Annotated in this window: 20 protein-coding genes; 15 read left to right on the plus strand and 5 right to left on the minus strand. The window is 72.8% G+C overall.

Going from position 1 to position 19,543, the window contains the following annotated elements:
• Window positions 1-12: 12 nt before the first annotated feature.
• Both ACGFI2_RS22390 and ACGFI2_RS22395 read right to left on the minus strand, forming a co-directional pair.
• The gene (locus tag ACGFI2_RS22390) at window positions 13-525 is read right to left on the minus strand and encodes a hypothetical protein (protein ID WP_393520261.1); all 513 of its coding nucleotides are present in this window, start codon (window positions 523-525) and stop codon (window positions 13-15) included.
• Window positions 526-633: 108 nt separating this feature from the next.
• Window positions 634-1,080 carry an Lrp/AsnC family transcriptional regulator gene (locus ACGFI2_RS22395; RefSeq protein WP_393520263.1) on the minus strand — a complete coding sequence of 149 codons (447 nt, stop codon included), beginning with the start codon at window positions 1,078-1,080 and terminating at the stop codon, window positions 634-636.
• Window positions 1,081-1,227: 147 nt separating this feature from the next.
• Between ACGFI2_RS22395 and ACGFI2_RS22400 the strand changes: the two genes are divergently transcribed.
• The 11 genes from ACGFI2_RS22400 to ACGFI2_RS22450 all read left to right on the plus strand — a co-directional run bounded on the left by ACGFI2_RS22400 (window position 1,228) and on the right by ACGFI2_RS22450 (window position 11,932).
• On the plus strand, window positions 1,228-2,106 hold the full coding sequence (locus tag ACGFI2_RS22400; protein ID WP_393520265.1) for a tryptophan 2,3-dioxygenase: 879 nt from the start codon (window positions 1,228-1,230) through the stop codon (window positions 2,104-2,106).
• A 14-nt stretch (window positions 2,107-2,120) separates the two neighbouring features.
• Window positions 2,121-3,398, plus strand: coding sequence for a kynureninase (gene kynU / locus ACGFI2_RS22405; protein ID WP_393520267.1), 1,278 nt, complete (start codon window positions 2,121-2,123; stop codon window positions 3,396-3,398).
• A gap of 62 nt (window positions 3,399-3,460) precedes the next feature.
• On the plus strand, window positions 3,461-4,789 hold the full coding sequence (locus ACGFI2_RS22410; protein WP_393520269.1) for an FAD-dependent oxidoreductase: 1,329 nt from the start codon (window positions 3,461-3,463) through the stop codon (window positions 4,787-4,789).
• Window positions 4,790-4,809: 20 nt separating this feature from the next.
• Window positions 4,810-6,291 (plus strand): 2-hydroxymuconic semialdehyde dehydrogenase, encoded by a 1,482-nt coding sequence (locus ACGFI2_RS22415; protein WP_393520364.1) that lies wholly within the window; start codon window positions 4,810-4,812, stop codon window positions 6,289-6,291.
• A gap of 79 nt (window positions 6,292-6,370) precedes the next feature.
• Entirely contained in the window at window positions 6,371-7,165 is a 795-nt protein-coding gene (locus ACGFI2_RS22420) for a 2-keto-4-pentenoate hydratase (protein WP_393520271.1), read from the plus strand.
• Window positions 7,162-8,091: an acetaldehyde dehydrogenase (acetylating) gene (locus ACGFI2_RS22425; protein ID WP_393520273.1), complete on the plus strand. Its 930-nt coding sequence runs from the start codon at window positions 7,162-7,164 to the stop codon at window positions 8,089-8,091. Before ACGFI2_RS22420 ends, ACGFI2_RS22425 begins: the two co-directional genes overlap by 4 nt.
• On the plus strand, window positions 8,088-9,203 hold the full coding sequence (dmpG, locus tag ACGFI2_RS22430; RefSeq protein WP_393520275.1) for a 4-hydroxy-2-oxovalerate aldolase: 1,116 nt from the start codon (window positions 8,088-8,090) through the stop codon (window positions 9,201-9,203). Before ACGFI2_RS22425 ends, dmpG begins: the two co-directional genes overlap by 4 nt.
• Window positions 9,200-9,973, plus strand: coding sequence for a 2-keto-4-pentenoate hydratase (locus tag ACGFI2_RS22435; protein ID WP_393520277.1), 774 nt, complete (start codon window positions 9,200-9,202; stop codon window positions 9,971-9,973). The genes dmpG and ACGFI2_RS22435 overlap by 4 nt, the downstream gene beginning before the upstream one ends.
• Window positions 9,970-10,392 carry a RidA family protein gene (locus ACGFI2_RS22440; RefSeq protein WP_393520279.1) on the plus strand — a complete coding sequence of 141 codons (423 nt, stop codon included), beginning with the start codon at window positions 9,970-9,972 and terminating at the stop codon, window positions 10,390-10,392. Before ACGFI2_RS22435 ends, ACGFI2_RS22440 begins: the two co-directional genes overlap by 4 nt.
• Window positions 10,389-10,913, plus strand: a complete 525-nt coding sequence (locus tag ACGFI2_RS22445) for a 3-hydroxyanthranilate 3,4-dioxygenase (RefSeq protein ID WP_393520281.1) — start codon at window positions 10,389-10,391, stop codon at window positions 10,911-10,913. Before ACGFI2_RS22440 ends, ACGFI2_RS22445 begins: the two co-directional genes overlap by 4 nt.
• On the plus strand, window positions 10,913-11,932 hold the full coding sequence (locus tag ACGFI2_RS22450; RefSeq protein WP_393520283.1) for an amidohydrolase family protein: 1,020 nt from the start codon (window positions 10,913-10,915) through the stop codon (window positions 11,930-11,932). The genes ACGFI2_RS22445 and ACGFI2_RS22450 overlap by 1 nt, the downstream gene beginning before the upstream one ends.
• Before the next feature lie 67 nt (window positions 11,933-11,999).
• Here the strand turns inward: ACGFI2_RS22450 and ACGFI2_RS22455 are convergent, their stop codons facing one another.
• Entirely contained in the window at window positions 12,000-12,944 is a 945-nt protein-coding gene (locus tag ACGFI2_RS22455) for an alpha/beta hydrolase (protein WP_393520285.1), read from the minus strand.
• A 186-nt stretch (window positions 12,945-13,130) separates the two neighbouring features.
• On the opposite strand from ACGFI2_RS22455, the gene ACGFI2_RS22460 reads away from it, so the two are divergent.
• The 3 genes from ACGFI2_RS22460 to ACGFI2_RS22470 all read left to right on the plus strand — a co-directional run bounded on the left by ACGFI2_RS22460 (window position 13,131) and on the right by ACGFI2_RS22470 (window position 15,351).
• On the plus strand, window positions 13,131-14,594 hold the full coding sequence (locus ACGFI2_RS22460; protein ID WP_393520287.1) for an amidase: 1,464 nt from the start codon (window positions 13,131-13,133) through the stop codon (window positions 14,592-14,594).
• Between the two features lie 72 nt (window positions 14,595-14,666).
• Window positions 14,667-14,951: a hypothetical protein gene (locus ACGFI2_RS22465; protein WP_393520366.1), complete on the plus strand. Its 285-nt coding sequence runs from the start codon at window positions 14,667-14,669 to the stop codon at window positions 14,949-14,951.
• A complete protein-coding gene (locus ACGFI2_RS22470; protein WP_393520289.1) occupies window positions 14,938-15,351 on the plus strand; it encodes a DUF5130 family protein in 414 nt (137 codons plus the stop codon). Before ACGFI2_RS22465 ends, ACGFI2_RS22470 begins: the two co-directional genes overlap by 14 nt.
• Before the next feature lie 63 nt (window positions 15,352-15,414).
• Here ACGFI2_RS22470 and ACGFI2_RS22475 read toward each other — a convergent pair whose 3' ends face one another.
• Entirely contained in the window at window positions 15,415-15,978 is a 564-nt protein-coding gene (locus ACGFI2_RS22475) for a Uma2 family endonuclease (RefSeq protein WP_393520291.1), read from the minus strand.
• 84 nt (window positions 15,979-16,062) lie between these two features.
• Window positions 16,063-18,609, minus strand: coding sequence for an aminopeptidase N (gene pepN, locus ACGFI2_RS22480; protein ID WP_393520293.1), 2,547 nt, complete (start codon window positions 18,607-18,609; stop codon window positions 16,063-16,065).
• Window positions 18,610-18,839: 230 nt separating this feature from the next.
• Between pepN and ACGFI2_RS22485 the strand changes: the two genes are divergently transcribed.
• Window positions 18,840-19,463, plus strand: coding sequence for a disulfide bond formation protein DsbA (locus tag ACGFI2_RS22485; RefSeq protein ID WP_393520295.1), 624 nt, complete (start codon window positions 18,840-18,842; stop codon window positions 19,461-19,463).
• Window positions 19,464-19,543 lie beyond the last annotated feature (80 nt).

Raw genomic sequence — 19,543 nt, forward strand, 5'->3', positions numbered from 1 at the left:
GGCCGCACCCCGTCAGACGCGGCTACCGGTCTTGCGGCGGGCGCCCACCCCGGCCACCACGGCCACGGCCACCAGGCCGCCGACCAGCAGCAGCGAGCCGGCGCCCCGGCCGCCACCCGCGGTGCCCCCGCCGCCGGTCGCCGGGCCCTTGCTCGGCTGCGACATGTTCAGCACGGTGAGCATGGTCGAGGCGGTGCGGCCGTTGGCGCAGTCCAGGTTCACCGGATAGTCGCCGGGCGCCTTGTTGTTCGGCACGGTGACCGAGCCGGTGAGGAAGCCGTTGTTCGAGCGCAGTGTCACCCGGCCGAACGCGTCCGAGGTGACCTGCGCCTGACGGTCGTTGTTGTTGTCGCAGCCGGCCCGCAGGTTCACCCGGGAGCCGGCCTGGACGCTGTTCGGCGTCACCTCGATGAACACGTTCTCCCCGGCCCGGGCCGGTACGGCCGTGGTCAGGACGAACGCCGCGACCAGGCCGAGCAGGCCCAGTACGGACGACAGCGCGCGATGTGACAGGAGCCCTCGCATGGTTCCCCCCTCCCGGTGCGACGGCGCACCGGACCTGCTGACGGGCAGCGGAGCTGCCTTCCCGGTCAGCGGGGCTGTTAACAGGGGCCCCCTCCGCTACCGGAGGCGTTAGGCGGGGGCCCCTCCTTTCTCCACCGGGTGCCAGGCCAGCGGCGTGGAGAGGACCATCGTGCTGGCGGGCTGGCCGTACGGGGCGAGCCGGTCGATGACCGCCTCGAACTCGCTCATCGACGCGGCGGCGACCTTGAGCATGCTGCACGCGTCGCCGGTGATCCGGTGGATCTCCATGATCTGCGGCCACCCCGCCACGTCCGGGTCGTTGAGGATGCAGCGGGAGCCGTAACAGGACATCCGGATCAGCGCGAGCACGGTCCGCCCGGCCCGGGTCAGGTCCACGTGCGCGTGGTACCCGGTGATCACCCCCGACTCCTCCAGCCGCCGCACCCGTTCCGCGACCGCCGGCGGCGACAGGTGCACCCGGCGGGACAGCTCGCTGTAGGAGAGCCGGGCGTCGGCCTGGAGTTCGCGCAGCAGCGCCCAGTCCATGTCGTCCACGCGGCGACCTTTCTTCCGTGAAGTCGATGAGCCGAGATGCTTTCAGTTTGTGAGGTCAGTCCACCCTACCGCCGTTGAACAGGCATTCCATCCGCGCGTCTAGCGGCGGGATCATGGCGTCTACCCCGCGTACGGACGGAGAAGACGGTGGAACACACGACGGCGGTGCGCCCGGTCACCGGTCAGCAGCGGGCGGCCCGGGCGGCGCGCAACGGCGGCGAGCCGACGCTTGAGTTCGCCGAGCGCGTGCCCTACGACGCGTACGTCCACGCCAGCACGCTGCACCGGCTCCAGCAGCCGCTCAGCGAGGACCCGGGCGAGATGTCCTTCCTGATGGTCAGCCAGATCATGGAGCTGTACTTCAAGCTCACCTGCCACGAGCTGCGGCACGCCCAGCGCGAGCTGCGGGCCAACCGGATCTGGGAGGCGCTGCCGCCGCTGCGCCGCGCCGCTTTGCACCTGGAGGGGCTCAACGCGGCCTGGCAGGGGTTGCGGTGGATGACCCCGGCCGACTTCAACCGCTTCCGCGACCGCCTCGGCGAGGGCTCCGGCTTCCAGTCGGCGATGTACCGGCAGCTGGAGTTCCTGCTCGGGCTCCGGGACCCGGCGCTGATCCGCCCGTTCCGCCGGCAGACCGACGTGCACGCCGAGCTGACCGCCGCGCTGGCCACGCCGAGCCTCTGGGACGACGTGGTCGCGCTGCTCGCCCGCCGCGGTTTCGCCCTGCCGGCCGAGCTGCTGGAGCGCGACGTGACGGTGGAGCACGAGTCGCACCCGGGGGTCGAGGCGGCCTGGGTGCGCGTCTACGGCGACGGCGCGCCGGACAACCACCTGCGGATGCTCGGCGACGCGCTGACCGAGGTGGCCGAGCGGTTCGGCGACTGGCGCTGGAACCACGTCAAGGCGGTGCAGCGCACCATGGGCGCGAAGGTCGGCAGCGGCGGCTCGGCCGGCCTGGCATGGTTGCAGCGCAGCATGGCCCGGGTGGTCTTCCCGGAGCTGTGGTCGGCCCGTACCGCGATGTGACCGGAGAACAATCGATGATCACCCCCGAGAGCGAAGCCCACCGGCTCGACGCCGCCGACCCCGGCCACCGGCAGCTGTTCCACGTGCCGCCGGCCGAGGGCGGGCGATATCCCGAGGTGGCGTACCTGGCCGGCAACTCGCTCGGCCTGCAACCCCGGGCCACCCGCGACGAACTCGTCGCCGACCTGGACGCCTGGCGCCGGCTGGGCGTCGAGGGGCACCTGGAGGCGGAGCGGCCCTGGCTGCCGTACCACGAGCTGTTGACCGCGCCGGCCGCGCGCCTGGTCGGCGCGCGACCCACCGAGACCGTGGTGATGAACTCGCTCACGGTCAACCTGCACCTGCTGATGGTCAGCTTCTACCGCCCGGCCGGGGAACGCACCCGGATCGTCATCGAGGACAGCGCGTTCCCCTCGGACAGCTACGCGGTGCGCAGCCAGGCCCGCTTCCACGGCCTCGACCCGGACGCCACCGTGGTGCGGCTGAGGCCGCGTCCGGGCGCCGACACCCTGGGCACCGAGGAGGTGCTCGACTTCCTGGCCCGGGAGGGGCACACGGTGGCGCTGCTGATGCTCGGCGGCGTCAACTACCTGACCGGTGAGCTGATGGACATCCCGGCGATCACCGCCGCCGGGCGGGCCGCCGGCGCGGTCGTCGGCTGGGATCTGGCGCACGCGGCCGGCAACGTGCCGCTGGCGCTGCACGACTGGGACGTCGACTTCGCCGCCTGGTGCTCCTACAAATATCTCAACTCCGGGCCGGGCGCGCTGGCCGGCGTCTTCGTCCACGAGCGACACCTCGGCGAGGACTCGCTGCCCCGCTTCGAGGGCTGGTGGAGCACCGAGGCGGCCACCCGGTTCGAGATGACGCCGGTGTCGCGCCCACCGGCCACCGTGGAGGCGTGGCAGATCTCCAACCCGCCGATCTTCGCGATGGGCCCGGTGCGCACCTCGCTGGAGCTGTTCGACTCCGTCGGCATGCCGGCGCTGCGCGAACGCAGCCTGCGGCTCACCGGCTGGCTGGAGCGGCTGCTCGACGAGGTGACGCCCGGCCGGCCGCTGACCGTGGTCACGCCGCGCGACCCGGCCCGGCGGGGTTGCCAGCTCTCGGTCCGGGTCGGCACCGGTAGCGCCGGCGAGCTGACCAAGCGACTGCGGCACGAGCACGGCGTGATCGCCGACGCCCGGGAACCGGACGTGGTGCGGTTCGCCCCGGTGCCGCTCTACTCGACCTACCACGACTGCTGGCGGGTCGCCGAGGCGCTGGCCGCCACCGTCTCGGAGGCCCGGTGAGCGCGAGGAGTGAGCCGGGTTTGCGAGCCCCGCAGTCGCGAACGGAAGGCAGGTGCCGCGACATGACGGAACGCGACGAGATCGCGGTGGTCGGGGCCGGGCTGGCCGGCTGCCTGCTGGCCTGTTTCCTGGCCCGGCGCGGCTACCCGGTCGCGCTCTACGAGCGGCGGCCGGACCCGCGCGGCGGGACCGTCGAGCGCGGACGCTCGATCAACCTGGCGCTCTCCGAGCGCGGCCTGGACGCGTTGCGCCGGATCGGTCTGGACCGGCAGGTGATGGCGGACGCGCTGCCGATGCGCGGGCGGATGATCCACCCGGTCGAGGGTGAGCCGCAGTTCCAGTCGTACAGCGTCTCCGGGGACCGGGCGATCAACTCGATCAGCCGGGGCGCGCTGAACAACGCGCTGCTCGACGCCGCCGCCGCGCTGCCGGGCGTGCGGATCGCCTTCGACCACCGGCTGGTCGGCCTGGACCCGGTCGGCGGGGAGATGACGTTCGAGACCCCGCAGGGCAAGGTCACCGCCACCGCGTCGGTCGTCCTCGGCGCCGACGGCGCGGGCTCCGCGGTGCGTGGGCAGTTGCTGGCGTACGGGGGCCTGACCGAGAGCCTGGACTTCCTCGACTACGGCTACAAGGAGCTGACCATCCCGCCGGCCGGCGGGGAGTTCGCCCTGGACCCGGGCGCGCTGCACATCTGGCCGCGCGGCACCTCGATGATGATCGCGCTGCCGAACCCGGACCGCTCGTTCACCTGCACGCTGTTCTGGCCCACCCACGGCACCCGCAGCTTCGCGTCGCTGAGCAGCCCGGCCGCGATCGAGCGGTTCTTCGCCGCCCACTACCCGGATCTGGTCCCGCTGGCGCCGAACCTGGTCGACGACTACCAGCACAACCCGGTCGGCGTGCTCGGCACGGTGCGCTGCACGCCGTGGCAGGTGGCCGGCACGGTCGGCCTCATCGGCGACGCCGCGCACGCCATCGTGCCGTTCTACGGCCAGGGCGCGAACTGCGCGTTCGAGGACGTGGTCGAGTTGGACCGCTGCCTCTCCGAGTGCGACGACGAGTGGGCCGCCGCGCTGCCGCTGTTCCAGCGGCGCCGGCAGGACGACGCCGAGGCGATCGCCCGGATGGCGCTGGCCAACTTCGTGGAGATGCGGGACAGGGTCGCCTCCCCGGTGTTCCGGGCCCGCAAGAGGGTCGAGCACGCGCTGGAGCGGACGCTGCCCGGCCGCTACGTCTCCCAGTACGAGCTGGTCTCGTTCTCCACCACCCCGTACGCCCAGGTGCGTCGCCGGGTGCGTCGCCAGTACGCGGCGGTCGGCGCGGTCGCGGCCGGCGCGGCGGCGCTGCTGGCCGCCGGCGTCGGCGCGGCGCTGGGGAGGCGGCGGTGACGCTCTGGGACCCCCGGCTGATGACCGGGCACGCGCCGGACGGCCCCGGCCTGCTGCGCAACTTCGTCGGCGGCGCGTTCACCGACGCCGGCCCCCGGTTCACCAAGCGCAGCCCGGTCACCGGCCAACCGGTCTTCGAGGTGGTCGAGGCGTCCGAGTCGGTGGTCGACGACGCGGTGGCCGCCGGCCGGGCGGCGCTGCGCGGCCCGTGGGGCCGGATGGGCGAGCGGGAGCGCGCCGAGGTGCTGCGCCGGGTTGCCGACGAGCTGGAACGGCGCTTCGACGACCTGGTCGCGGCCGAGGTCGCCGACACCGGCAAGGCCATCTCGCAGGCCCGCACGCTGGACATCCCGCGCGGCGCGGCCAACTTCCGGGCGTTCGCCGAGATCGTGTCGACCGCGCCGACCGAGTCGTTCACCACGGTCACCCCGACCGGCGGCCGGGCGCTGAACTACGCCGTCCGAAAGCCGGTCGGGGTGGTCGCGGTCATCGTGCCGTGGAACCTGCCGCTGCTGCTGCTCACCTGGAAGGTCGCCCCGGCGCTGGCCTGCGGCAACGCGGTGGTGGTCAAGCCCAGCGAGGAGACACCGGCCTCGGCCACCCTGCTGGCCGAGGTGATGGCCGCGGCCGGGGTGCCGGACGGCGTGTTCAACCTGGTGCACGGCTTCGGCCCCGGCTCGGCCGGCGAGCACCTGACCCGGCACCCCGGCGTGGACGCGATCACGTTCACCGGCGAGTCGGCCACCGGCAGCGCCATCATGCGCGCCGCCGCCGACGGGGTGAAGGCGGTCAGCTTCGAGCTGGGCGGCAAGAACGCCGGGCTGGTCTTCGCCGACGCCGACCTGGACGCGGCGGTCGCCGGCTCGGTGCGGTCCAGCTTCACCAACGGCGGCCAGGTCTGCCTCTGCACCGAGCGGATCTACGTGCAGCGGCCGGTCTTCGAGGAGTTCACCGCGCGGCTGGCGAAGCGCGCGGACGAGCTGGCGTACGGCTGGCCGGCCGACGAGGCGACGGCGAACATGCCGCTGATCTCGCACGCCCACCGGGACAAGGTGCTCGGCCACTATGCGCTGGCCCGCACCGAGGGCGCCGAGGTGCGCGCCGGTGGCGGGACGCCGCGCTTCGGCGACGCCCGCGACGGTGGCGCGTACGTGCAGCCGACGGTGCTCACCGGGCTCGGGCCGGACGCCCGGACCAACCGCGAGGAGATCTTCGGACCGGTGGTGCACGTCGCGCCGTTCGACCACGAGGACGAGGCGTACGCGTTGGCCAACGGCACCGAATACGGCCTGGCGGCGACGGTCTGGACCCGGGACGTGGGCCGGGCGCACCGGGCCGGGGTGCGGCTGGACGCCGGTATCGTCTGGGTCAACACCTGGTTCCTGCGCGACCTGCGCACCCCGTTCGGCGGGGTGAAGGCATCAGGCGTCGGCCGCGAGGGTGGCGTGCACTCGCTGGCCTTCTACTCCGAACTGACGAACGTCTGCGTGGACCTGACGTGAGCGCGAGGAGTGAGCCGGGTTTGCGAGCCCCGCAGTCGCGAACGAAGGATGGCCCTGTGACCGCGAGCGAGGAGCCGACATGACGGTGGACATCGAGGCCGCCAACCGGGAACTGGCCGTGGCCCGGCAGGAGGGGAAGCCCTGCCCGCCGCTGCGCGGCCGGCTGTTGCCGGAGGGCGACGTCGAGGCCGCGTACCAGGTTCAGCAGGTCTACACCCGGCAGCGCCTGGGCAAGGGCCACCGCCGGGTCGGCGCGAAGATCGGGCTGACCTCGCGGACGGTGCAGGAGAGCTTCGGCGTCTTCCAGCCCGACTTCGGGGTGCTCTTCGACGACATGGCCGTCGGCGACGGCGAGGAGGTGCCGATCGGCCGGCTGCTCCAGCCCCGGGTGGAGGCGGAGATCGCCTTCGTGCTCGGCGCCGACCTGCCGGACGAGCGGGTCACCGCGGTCGACCTGATCCGGGCCGTGGACCACGTGCTGCCGGCCATCGAGATCGTCGACTCGCGGATCGCCGACTGGGACATCTCCATCGTGGACACGGTCGCGGACAACGCGTCCAGCGGGCTGTTCGTGCTCGGCACCGCGCCGCGCCGGCTCGCCGACGTGGACCTGCGGCTGTGCGGGATGGTGCTGGAGCACGCCGGGGAGCCGGTCTCGGTCGGCGCGGGCGCGGCCTGCCTCGGCAACCCGCTGCACGCGCTGCGCTGGCTGGCCGCCACCATGGCCCGCGCCGGCGACCCGCTGAAGGCCGGCGACGTGGTGCTCTCCGGCGCGCTCGGCCCGATGGTGCCGGTCACGCCGGGCGCCGGGTACGAGGCGCGGATCTCCGGGCTCGGCTCGGTGCGTACCTGCTTCTCCAAGGAGACCTCATGACTGTCGGGGTGGCGGTGCTCGGGTCGGGCAACATCGGCACCGACCTGATGATCAAGGTGCTGCGGCTGAGCGACACGCTGCGGATGGTGGCGATGGCCGGCATCGACCCGGCCTCGGACGGCCTGGCCCGGGCCCGGCGGCTCGGCGTGGCCACCACCGCCGACGGCGTCGACGGCCTGGTCGCGTTGCCCGAGTTCGCCGACGTCGAGCTGGTCTTCGACGCCACCTCGGCCGGCGCGCACCGCCGCCACGACGAGGTGCTGCGCGCGCACGGTCGAACCGTGGTCGACCTGACCCCGGCCGCGATCGGCCCGTACGTGGTCCCGTCGGTCAACCTGGACGAGCACCTGGGTGAGCCGAACGTCAACATGGTCACCTGCGGCGGGCAGGCCACCGTGCCGATCGTGCACGCGGTCGGCCGGGTCAGCCCGGTCGCGTACGGGGAGATCGTCGCCTCGATCGCCTCCCGCTCGGCCGGTCCGGGCACCCGGGCCAACATCGACGAGTTCACCGAGACCACCGCCCGGGCCATCGAGGTGGTCGGCGGCGCCGAGCGCGGCAAGGCCATCATCGTGTTGAACCCGGCCGACCCGCCGCTGCTGATGCGGGACACCGTCTACTGCATCTGCCCGGACGCCGACGCCGACCGGGTGGAGATCGCCGCCTCGGTGGCCGACATGGTGAAGACCGTGCAGGAGTACGTCCCCGGCTACCGCCTCAAGCAGGAGGTGCAGTTCGACCCGGTGGACACGTACGCGCCGGTGCTCGGCCGGCGCGTCACCGGGTTGCAGGTGTCGGTCTTCCTGGAGGTCTTCGGCGCCGGGCACTACCTGCCCGCGTACGCCGGGAACCTGGACATCATGACGTCGGCCGCGCTGCGCACCGCCGAGCGGCTGGTCACGCTCCGGAAGGCGGCCGTGCGATGACCGACCTCTACATCCAGGACGTGACGCTGCGCGACGGCATGCACGCCATCGCCCACCGCTACACCGTCGACCAGGTCCGTACCGTCGCCGCCGCGCTCGACGCCGCCGGGGTGGCCGCCATCGAGGTGGCGCACGGCGACGGGCTGGCCGGCTCCAGCGTCAACTACGGCCACGGCGCGGCCGCCGACGCGGACTGGATCTCGGCCGCCGCCGAGGTGCTGACCACCGCGCGGCTCACCACGCTGCTGCTGCCGGGCATCGGCACCATCGCCGACCTGAGGGCGGCGAAGGCGCTCGGGGTGACAAGCGTGCGGATCGCCACCCACTGCACCGAGGCGGACATCTCCGCCCAGCACATCGCCTGGGCCCGGGAGAACGGCATGGACGTCTCCGGGTTCCTGATGATGTCGCACCTCAACGACCCGGCCGGGCTGGCCGCCCAGGCCAAGCTGATGGAGTCGTACGGGGCGCACTGCGTCTACGTCACCGACTCCGGCGGCCGGCTGCTGATGTCCGACGTGGCGCAGCGCGTCGACGCGTACCGGCAGGTGCTGGAACCGGAGACGCAGATCGGCATCCACGCCCACCACAACCTCTCCCTGGGCGTGGCGAACAGCGTGCTGGCGGTCGAGCACGGCCGGATCCTCGGCGGTGGTCCGCTCGGCTCGCCGTCCGGGCGGACCGTCCGGGTGGACGCGTCGCTGGCCGGGATGGGCGCGGGCGCCGGCAACGCCCCGCTCGAGGTCTTCGTCGCGGTCGCCGAGCTGCACGGCTGGAAGCACGGCTGCGACGTGTTCGCGCTGATGGACGCCGCCGACGACCTGGTCCGCCCGTTGCAGGACCGGCCGGTCCAGGTCGACCGGGAGACGCTCTCCCTGGGGTACGCGGGCGTCTACTCCAGCTTCCTGCGCCACGCCGAGCGGGCGTCGGCGAAGTACGGGGTGGACGTCCGCTCGATCCTGGTGGAACTGGGGCGCCGCCGGATGGTCGGCGGCCAGGAGGACATGATCGTGGACGTGGCACTGGACCTGGCCGGCGGCACCGCGAGCGCGAGGAGTGAGCCGGGTCGGCGAGCCCCGCAGTCGCTGACGAAGGAAGGTGACGGAAGATGATCGGGCCGGACGTGGCGGGAATCGCGGAGAAGCTGGGCGCGGCGGCGGACTCCGCCACCGCCATCCCGCAGCTCGCGGCCGAGACCGGGCTCGACGTGGACGCCGCGTACGCGGTGCAGGCGGCGCTGGTCCAGCGCCGCCTCGACCGTGGCGAGCGGATGGTCGGGCTGAAGATGGGGCTGACCAGCAAGGCCAAGATGGCCCAGGTCGGCGTGGACGAGGTGATCTGGGGCCGGCTGACCGACGTGATGCGGGTGCCCGACGGCGGCACCGTCGACACCACCGGCTTCATCCACCCCCGGGTCGAGCCGGAGGTGGCGTTCCTGCTGGACCGGCTGCCCGACCCGGGCGAGCCGGTCGGCTCGTTCACCCGGGCGGTCCGCGCGGTCGCCCCGGCGATCGAGTTGATCGACTCCCGGTACGCGAACTTCACCTTCTCGCTGCCGGACGTGATCGCCGACAACACCTCGGCCGCCGCGTTCGCGATCGGGCCCTGGTCACCGGTGCCGGACGGGTTGGACAATCTGGGTGTGCTGCTGGAGGTCGACGGGCGGGTGGCGCAGGTCGGCTCGACCGCGGCCATCCTCGGCGACCCGCGCCGCGCGCTCGACGAGGGCCTGCGGCTGGCCGGCCGGCACGGTGTCCGGCTGCGCAGGGGCTGGGTCTTCCTGGCCGGCGCGGCCACCGCCGCGGTGCCGCTGCGCCCGGGCGCGCACGTGCGCGCCGTGGTGGAGAAGCTCGGCTCCGCCTCGCTGAAGGCCATCTCATGACCACCCGGGTGGTGGCCGGGAAGGCCGTGCCGCGTGGGGCGTTCCCGCACGTCAAGGTGGCGGGCGGGTTCGTCTTCGTCTCCGGTACGTCGTCGCGCCGCCCGGACAACACGTTCGCCGGTGTCTCGGTGGACGAGTTCGGCACCACCGACCTCGACGTCCGGGCGCAGACCCGGGCCGTGATCGGGAACATCCGCGACCTGCTGCGGTCGGTCGGCGCCGAGCTGACCGACCTGGTGCAGGTCACCAGCTACCTGGTCAACATGAACGACTTCGGTGGCTACAACGAGGTGTGGGCGGAGTTCTTCGACGCCACCGGTCCGACCCGAACCACGGTGGCCGTGCACCAGCTTCCGCACCCGCACCTGCTGATCGAGATGCAGGCCGTGGCCCTACTGCCGTCGGGAGGTCCGTCATGAGTGAGATCGCCGAGCCGTTCAGCTTCACCGGCTGGATCGGGGAGAATCAGCACCTGCTCAAGCCGCCGGTGGGCAACAAGGAGATGCTGCCCGGCAGCGACGACTTCATCGTCATGGTGGTGGGCGGGCCGAACCAGCGCACCGACTTCCACGTCGACCCGTACGAGGAGTTCTTCTACCAGGTCAAGGGCAACATGCACATCAACCTGATGACGCCCGAGGGCCCGCGTACGGTGCACGTGCGCGAGGGGCAGATGTGGATGCTGCCGCGCGACACCCCGCACTCGCCGCAGCGCCCGGAGGCCGGCTCGATCGGCATGGTGATCGAGCGGGTCCGCGAGGAGGGCACGCTGGAGAGGTTCCAGTGGTACTGCGCCGAGTGCAGCCACCGGGTGCACGAGGTCGAGTTGCAGGTCCGTGACATCGCCGCCGACCTGCCCCCGGTCTTCGCCGCGTTCTACGCCGACGAGAAGGCCCGCACCTGCGACAACTGCGGCGCGTTGCACCCGGGCAAGGGCTGATGCCGGTGCCGGTGGTGGACGTGCACACGCACGTCGTACCGAAGGGTTGGCCGGACCTCGCCGCGGCCTGCGGCGGGTCCGGCTGGCCGTGGCTGCGGGTGGACTCCGAACGGGCTGCCATGATCATGGTGGGGGAGACGGAGTTCCGGCCGGTCGGAGCGCCGTGCTGGGACGCGCCCACCCGGCTCGCCGACATGGCCGCCGACGGCGTCGACGTGCAGGTGGTGTCGCCCACCCCGGTCTTCTTCGGCTACGACCGCCCGGCCGACCAGGCGGTCAAGGTCTCCCGGATCTTCAACGACCTCACCCTGGAGGTCACCGCGGCCGGCGGCGACCGGCTGGTGCCGTTCTGCCAGGTGCCGTTGCAGGACCCGGACGCCGCCTGCGCCGAGCTGGACCGCTGCCTCGCCGCCGGGCACGCCGGTGTGGAGATCGGCAACCACGTCGGCGACCGGGACCTCGACGACGCCGGCATCGTGCGGTTCCTGACCCACTGCGCCGAGGTCGGCGCGCCGGTCTTCGTGCACCCGTGGGACATGCCCGGCGGGCCCCGGCTGAACCGGTGGATGGCCCGCTGGCTGGCCGGGATGCCGGCGGAGACGCACCTGTCGGTGCTGGCGCTGATCCTCGGCGGCGTGTTCGACCGGGTGCCGGAGACGCTGCGGATCTGCTTCGCCCACGGCGGCGGCAGCTTCCCGTTCTGGCTGGGCCGCGCCAACAACGCCTGGCACCGTCGCGGCGACCTGGTACGCGGGGCGTCCACCGCGCCGCCCAGCTCGTACGTCGACCGGTTCAGCGTGGACTCGGTGGTCTTCGAGCCGGCCGCGTTGCGACTGCTGGTGGACACCATGGGCGCCGACCGGGTGCTGCTCGGCAGCGACTACCCGTACCCGCTGGGGGAGCGGCCGGTCGGTCAGGTGGTGCACCGCTCGGACTTCCTGACCGACGCCCAGCGGGCCGCGCTGCTCGGCGGCAACGCCCTGCGTTTCCTCGGCCTCGACCGGGCCTCACGGTTCTGACGTCCTTGGGTGCGTCTGTTGTCGCTGTGGCGACGACAGACGCACCCGAAGCTTCCGCGGGACGGGGTCAGGAGTGCGGGCAGGTGTCGCGGTACTCCTCGATGGCGCTGCTCCGGGGCGCCGGGCAGAGGAACTGCTCGTAGCGGGTGTCGTCGTCGACGAACCGCTTGAGCCAGGAGATGCTGTACTTCGCGACCGTCACGTTCGGTGAGGTCGGCGCCGAGTGGCTGGCCGCGTTCAACTCCAGGTACGCCTTGTCCAGGGTGGCCGGCAGGCTGGTGTAGAACGGCTCCGAGTGCGACGACACCGGGGCCACGGTGTCGTTCTCGGCGCCGATGACAAGCGTCGGCACGCGTACCGACGACCAGTTCTTCACCGTGTGCCAGCCGGTCAGCGGGATCGCCGCCTGCAGGGCGGGCCGGGCGTTGGCCGCCGAGAGGCTGCCGCCGCCACCCATCGAGTGCCCCATCACGGCGAGCCGGTTCCGGTCCACCCGGGTCCGTACGGTGCTGGTGTTGGCCAGGTAGTCCACGGCGGCCAGGAGTTGGGTGCCACGGCTGGCCGGCTGGTCGTAGACGGAGAGCGTGTCGATGGTGATGACCACGAAGCCCTGGGATGCCAGGCGCGGCCCGAGCCAGGCGACCGAGGACTGGCTGGCGGTGAAGCCGGGGGAGATGGCGACCGCGCCGAAGGTGCCCTCGGCGGTGCTGGTCGGGTAGTAGATCGTGCCGCCCCGGAAGCCGCTCACGCTGGACGCGGCGACCGTAATCTGGGCGATGGCGAACGGGCCGCGGGTGGCCTCGATGCTGGCCGTCGTGGGCGCGGGACCCCGCTCGTAGGGGTTCGCGGCGAGCACCGTGACTGCGGCGCCGTCGCGGGCCCCGGCCGGTGCGGCAGGCAGCCCGGCGAGGCCGGCGGCGGTCAGGGCGAGGGCGAGCAGCGGGCGGAGGGCACGCGAAAGGCGGCGGCGGGTCGGGGATGGGGTGTTCTGCGAGTCGGGTACGGGTTGCACGGCACGCTCCCTGGGGTGGCGGTTGCGGCGACATCGATCGAATTTGATCGATGAGGTTATCGTCCGCGCCGGAGCCCCTGGCCGGGCAATCCCGATCCGGTCATGCCACCCGGGTATGGGCCGGGCCGCCGCGCGGCCGGACGTGTCGTCCGGCCGTCCCGCCGCCCAGCGGGCAGGATGGTGGGCATGGCCGAGCCGCACGACCTGACCGCGCTGGAGCAGGCCGCCGCGATCCGCCGGGGCGAACTGTCCAGCCTGGAGCTGGTCGAGCACCACCTGCGCCGGGTCGACGCGCTCGGCGACGCCGTCGGCGCGTTCGTCACCGTCACCGCCGAGCGGGCCCGGGCCGCGGCCCACGCCGCCGACGCCGTGCCGGTGGCGGAGCGTGGACCACTGCACGGGGTGCCGACCGCGATCAAGGACCTGACGCTGACCGCCGGGGTACGCACCACGTTCGGCTCGGCCGCCTTCGCCGACTTCGTGCCACCGGTCGACGCCGACGTGGTCCGCTTCCTGACCGACGCCGGTCTGGTCAGCCTCGGCAAGACCACCACCTCCGAGCTGGGCTGCTCGCTCTACTCCGAGGGGCGGGTCGCGCCGCCGGCCCGCAACCCGTGGGACCCGGCGTACACCGCGGGCGGCTCCAGCGGTGGCGCGGCCGCCGCGGTCGCCGCCGGCCTGGTGCCGGTGGCGCAGGGCTCCGACGGCGGCGGCTCGCTGCGCATCCCGGCCTCGCTCTGCGGCCTGGTCGGCCACAAACCGAGCCGAGGGCTGGTCTCCGGCGGCCCGCTCGGCTTCGGCGCATTCGGGCTGCCCACCAACGGTCCGATCGGCCGCACCGTCGCCGACGTGGCCGCGCTGCTCGACGTGCTGGCCCGGCCGGTGCCCGGCGAGCCGTACCTGCCGCCGGCCGCGCCCACCGGCGGCTACCTCGGCGCCGCCCGCGCCGCCGACCCCGGCCGGCTGCGGATCGGCCGCTTCACCACCCCGATGCTCGCCGACGAGCCGGTCCACCCCGACTGCGTGGCCGCCGTCGACCGCGCCGCCGCGCTGCTCGCCGACGCCGGGCACGAGCTGGTCGAGGTCCCCGCGCCGCTCGGCCCGGAGGCGTGGCCGATGTTCGAGACCGTCTGGTACGCGCTGGCGCTCGCCCCGGTCCCGGCCGGCCGGGAGGGCGAGCTGCTGCCGCTGACCCGGTTCCTGCGCGAGCGCGGCGACGCGATCGGCGCCGCCCGGCTGATGGCCGCCCTCGGCGAGCTGCAGGCCCAGGTACGCCGGGGCGTACGCCGCACCGCCGGCTGTGACCTGCTGCTCTGCCCCACGCTGGCCGCCCCGCAGGCGCCGGTCGGCGCGTTCGCCGCCCTCGACCCGGCGGACGATTTCGACCGGCAGCGGCGCTTCTCGCCGTACTGCGCCGTGTTCAACGTCACCGGCGACCCGTCCGTTTCGCTGCCGGTCGGCCGGACCGCCGAGGGCCTGCCGGTCGGGGTGCTGCTCACCGGCCGCTACGGCGACGACGCGACATTGACCGCCACTGCCGCGCAGCTGGAGCACTGGTGTGGCGGATGGGATCAGCACCCCGCAATCTGGCGGGCCGTCGACTCCGCTAACGTGAACATCACAAGCGAGGTCGGGCGCGGCCCGTCGTGACCGTCCACCCGACCCGGAACATTCCTGGTCTCTTTCCGCCTGGGGGCGTTGGGATTGTCTGTTACCGAGACGTTGGTGTTCTTCGTCGGCATCCCGGCCGCCGCGGTGCTGGTGATCGCCGGTCTGGCGGCCGCCGGCAGCCGTGGCAGCGGTGGCGGCGCCAAGCGCTACCGGCCGGGGCGGCCCTTCGACTTCACTCCGGTCTGGTTCCTTGGCCGCCCGGAGCAGTTGGCCGACTCGGCCGGCACCGCGCTGACCGCCGGGGCGCAGGCGCCGGCGTTGACCAGCCGCAAGCAGGAGCAGGCCGGCCGGGAGGCTCCGGCCGGTGGAACCGGAGGCGCAAGTGACCGTTGGTGAAGCGCGGCCCGCGACCGGGACGGGCACCCCGCCCGACGTGCTGGACGGGCCGTTCTCGACCCGGCAGCTGCTCCGCATCGACGAGGCGCTCCGCCTGGCCGACCAGGGCACCGGCCTGGTCTTCTCGGTCTACGTGGGTGGCCTCGACGACCCGATCCGGGAGCATGCCGAGCGGCTGCACCGGCAGCTCGCCGAACCGGAGCGGTCGGTGCTGATCGCGGTGTTGCCCAACCAGCGGCAGCTGGAGATCGTCACCGGCAAGTACGCGCGCAAGCGCATCCCGGACACGTACGTCAAGTTGGCCGCGCTCTCCATGGTGGCCTCCTTCGGCGGCGGCGACCTGGCCGGTGGCGTCATCCACGGCCTCGACCAGCTCGCCAGCCACGCCGGCAAGGGCTGAGCACCGCCCCGCACGCACGACGAAGCCCGGCCCGCGCATCTGCGGGCCGGGCTTCTCGCGGGCTCAGCGCGGCCAGTCGGAGGGGTCCAGCCGCATCGGCCACGGCTCGTCAATGTGCACCGGATCGTCCGGGCCGAGAGTTCCGACCAGGTCGTAGTGCACGCCCTTGACCAACTGGTAGCGGTAGACGATCGGGCCGAAGTCCCCCTGCTCGACCCGCCAGTAGTGCAGGATGCCGGCCTCGGCGTAGAGCGCGGGCTTGGTGAACCGGTCATGCCGTCGGCTGTTGGGCGACTCCACCTCGATGACCAGGGCAACGTTCGCAGGTTCTGCCCACATCTGTTTCCGAGGCGCATCCGACTTGAGCACGGTGATGTCCGGGATCAAGTTGCCCTCGGGCACCCGTACTCCGATCTCGCGAATCACCCGCCACCCCTCCGGGGCGACTTGGCGCAGGGCCATCCGGATGTCGTCCGCGAGTTCGTGGTGCTCCGGCAGGGCCGGTGGGGTCACGTGCAGGCTCCCGTCGATGATCTCGTAGCGGTTCCCGTCTTCCGGGAGGTCGGACAGGTCCTCCTCCTGCCACGGCCGCTGACGCGGATGCCACTCGTGGGTCGGCTGTGCCATCACGTCCACCTCCTCCGTACACGATAAACGGCCGGGGTCGACGCGGGCTCGCGCCCACGCCGGCCCCGGCCGTCGTACCCCTGATCAGGCGCTGTGGGCGTCCCGCTCGCGGGCCTTCAACGCGCGGACCACGCCGTCGCGCCCCTCGGCCACCAGCCGGCGCAGCGACGCCGGCTGGCCGTCGCGGGCCAGCCACGCGTCGGTGGCCGCGACCGTCTCCTCCTCGACCAGGTACGACGGGTAGGCGAGCTGCACGAACTCCTGCGCCGGCTCGCTGTCCCGCTGCGCCCAGACCTGATCCACGGTGGCGAAGTAGCGCTCCCGGTAGGGCGCCGTCAACTCCACCTGCGCCGGGTGGGTGAGACCCTGCAGCAGCGCCCGGTTGCGCCAGTTGGGCAGCGCGTCCGGGCCGGTGAGCTGCGCCCACACCGTGGCCTTGTTCGCCTCGGTCGGCACCAACGCGTACGCGTACGCGGCCTCCCGCTCGCCGCTGGCGGTGCGGTCACCCGCCAGCTCGGCGTCCACCTCGGCGGCCCCGGCCGCGCCGTTGGCGACCAGCGACTGGAGCACGGTCCAGCGCAGCTCGGTGTCGACGGTCAGCCCGTCCGGCACCCCGCTGCCGGCCAGCCAGCCGCGCAGCGTCGCCAGGTCCTCGCTGGAGCGGGCCGAGGAGGCGTACGCCCGGGCCCAGGCGAGCTGGAACCCGCTGCCCGGCTCCGCCGCGGCGAGCGCGGTCCGCGCGGTACGGGCCAGGTCCGCCCAGCCGGTCGGCGCCCACGCCGGGTCGGCGTAGAAGGTGAGCGCGGTGGTCGCCTGGCGCAGCGTGGCGGTCACCAGGTTGATGTCGGTCTCGGCGGTCAGCCCGGCCAGCACCAGCGCCACGTAGTCGCGGGCCGCCAACTCGGCGTCGCGGGTCATGTCCCAGGCGGCCGTCCAGCACAGCGCCCGCGCCAGCGACGAGTCGAACCCGGAGATGTGCTGCACCACTGTCGACATGGACCGCTCGTCCAGGCGCAGCTTGGTGTAGGTGAGGTCCTCGTCGTTGAGCAGCAGCACGTCCGCGGCCGGCTTGCCGTGCAGCGCGGACAGCTCGGTCAGCTCACCGGTCACGTCCACCTCGACCAGCTCACGGCGGGCCAGTCGACCGTCGGTCAGGTCGTAGAGACCCACCCCGATCCGGTGCGTCCGCAGCGTCGGGTGCCCGGCCGGCGCCTCCTGCCGCACCACCACCCGCTCGTACCCGCCGTCGGCGCCGATGGTCAGCTCCGGGCGCAGCGTGTTGACCTGTGCGGTCTCCAGCCACTGGGCGGCGAACTTGCGCAGCTCCCGGCCGGAGGCCGTCTCCAGCTCGGAGAGCAGGTCGTCGAAGGTGGCGTTGCCCCACGCGTGCTTGCCGAAGTAGGCCCGCAGGCCGGCCAGGAACGGCTCCTCGCCCACGTACGCGACGAGCTGCTTGAGCACGCTGGCGCCCTTGGCGTACGTGATGCCGTCGAAGTTGACCTCGACGGCCTCCAGGTCCGGCATCTCGCAGTAGACCGGGTGGGTGGAGGAGAGCTGGTCCTGCCGGTAGCCCCAGTTCTTCCGGATGGACAGGAACGTCGTCCAGGCGTCGGTGAAGCGGGTGGCGTGGGTGTTGCACCAGTGGCTGGCCCACTCGGCGAACGACTCGTTCAGCCACAGGTCGTTCCACCAGCGCATGGTGACCAGGTCACCGAACCACATGTGCGCCAGCTCGTGCAGGATCGTGTTGGCACGCTGCTCGTACTCGAAGTCGGTGACCTGCGAGCGGAAGATGTAGTGCGACTCGGCGTGCGTGACGCAGCCGAAGTTCTCCATCGCGCCGGCGTTGAAGTCCGGCACCCAGAGCTGGTCGTACTTGGGCAGCGGGTAGCGCACGCCGAACTTCTCGTGGAAGAAGTCGAAGCCCTGCGTGGTGATCAGGTGCAGGTCGTCCGCGTCGAGGTGGGGCGCCATGCTGGCCCGGCAGAAGTAGCCCATGTCGATGCCGTCATGGGTGTGCCGCACCTCGTGGTAGGGCCCGGCGCAGAGCGCGGTGATGTAGGTGCTCATCCGCTCCGAGACGGTGAAGTGCAGCGTCTTCATGCCCTCGCCGGCGGCCTCCTCGCGGGCCACCGGCATGTTCGACACGACCTTCCAGTGGTCCGGGACGGTGGCGTGCCAGGTGTAGACGCTCTTCAGGTCGGGCTGGTCGAAGCAGGCGAAGACCTTCTGCGCGTCGGCCGTCTCGAACTGGCTGTAGAGGTAGGTCTCGCCGTCGACCGGGTCGACGGTGCGGTGCAGGCCCTGGCCGCTGTTCGAGTAGCCGAAGTCGGCGTCGACCACGAGCACGTTCTCGGCCGCCAGGCCGGTCAGCGTGAGACCCTTCTCGGCGGACCAGTCGGACAGGTCGACCGGCTCGCCGTTGAGGGTGGCCGAGCGCACCGACTCGGCGGCCGTCTCGATGAAGGTGGTCGCCCCCGGCTCGGCGCAGCGGAACCGGACCTCGGTCACCGAGCGGAACGTGCGACCGGTGGGCTGCACGGCGGTCGACAGGTCAAGGCTGATGTCGTACCCGGTCACCTCGAGCAGGCGGGCCCGCTCGGTCGCCTCGACCTGGGTCAGGTTGCGCACTCCCGGCACTGTTCGTCTCCATCCCACTCGTCTCGCCGCGCCCCGCGGCGCCGGTCCCTGCCCGGCCCGCTCGTGACGGCCGGCGCAGCACCGAGTCTTCCATGCACGCACCGCCTTCGGTGGTCGAGGTCACGCTCTCATTCGGGTACCGGTCGACGGGGCACGGGGTGAGGATCTGAGGGTGAAGGCGCCGGGACTCCGGCGTGGGGAAGACGTGAAGGGACGACACCGTGACCGAACGTGTCACCGCGGACATGTGGTTCGACCCGCTGTGCCCGTGGGCGTGGATCACCTCCCGCTGGCTGCTGGAGGTCGAGCAGGTCCGGGACGTGGACATCCGGTTCCACGTGATGAGCCTGTCCGTGCTCAACGAGGGGCGGGAGCTGCCGGAGGAATATCAGGACATGATGCGCAAGGGCTGGGGCCCGGTGCGGGTGTGCATCGCCGTCGAGCAGGCGCACGGCGCCGAGGCGCTGGCGAAGCTCTACACCGCGATGGGCACCCGGATCCACCTGGGCAAGGAGGAGTTGGGCCGGGACATGCTCGTCGGCGCGCTCACCGACGTCGGGCTGGACCCGGCGCTCGCCGACGCCGCCGAGTCCACCCAGTACGACGACGCGCTGCGGGCCAGCCACGAGGCCGGCATGCGCCCGGTCGGCACCGAGGTGGGCACGCCTGTGGTCCACGCTCCCGGGCCGGACGGCGGCACCGTCGCGTTCTTCGGGCCGGTGATCACCCCGGCGCCGAAGGGTGAGGCGGCCGGCCGGCTGTGGGACGGCGTGCTGCTGGTCTCCGCCACGCCCGGCTTCTACGAGCTCAAGCGGACCCGTACCCAGGGCCCCATCTTCGACTGAGGGGTAAGGAGGGGCCCCCTGTCAACGCCTCTGGTGCAGGAGGGGCCCCTCTTGACAACCCGCGCCGCTCCGCGCCGCCC

This window comes from Micromonospora sp. NPDC049282 (assembly GCF_043197045.1).
In the GTDB taxonomy this organism is placed as follows: domain Bacteria; phylum Actinomycetota; class Actinomycetes; order Mycobacteriales; family Micromonosporaceae; genus Micromonospora.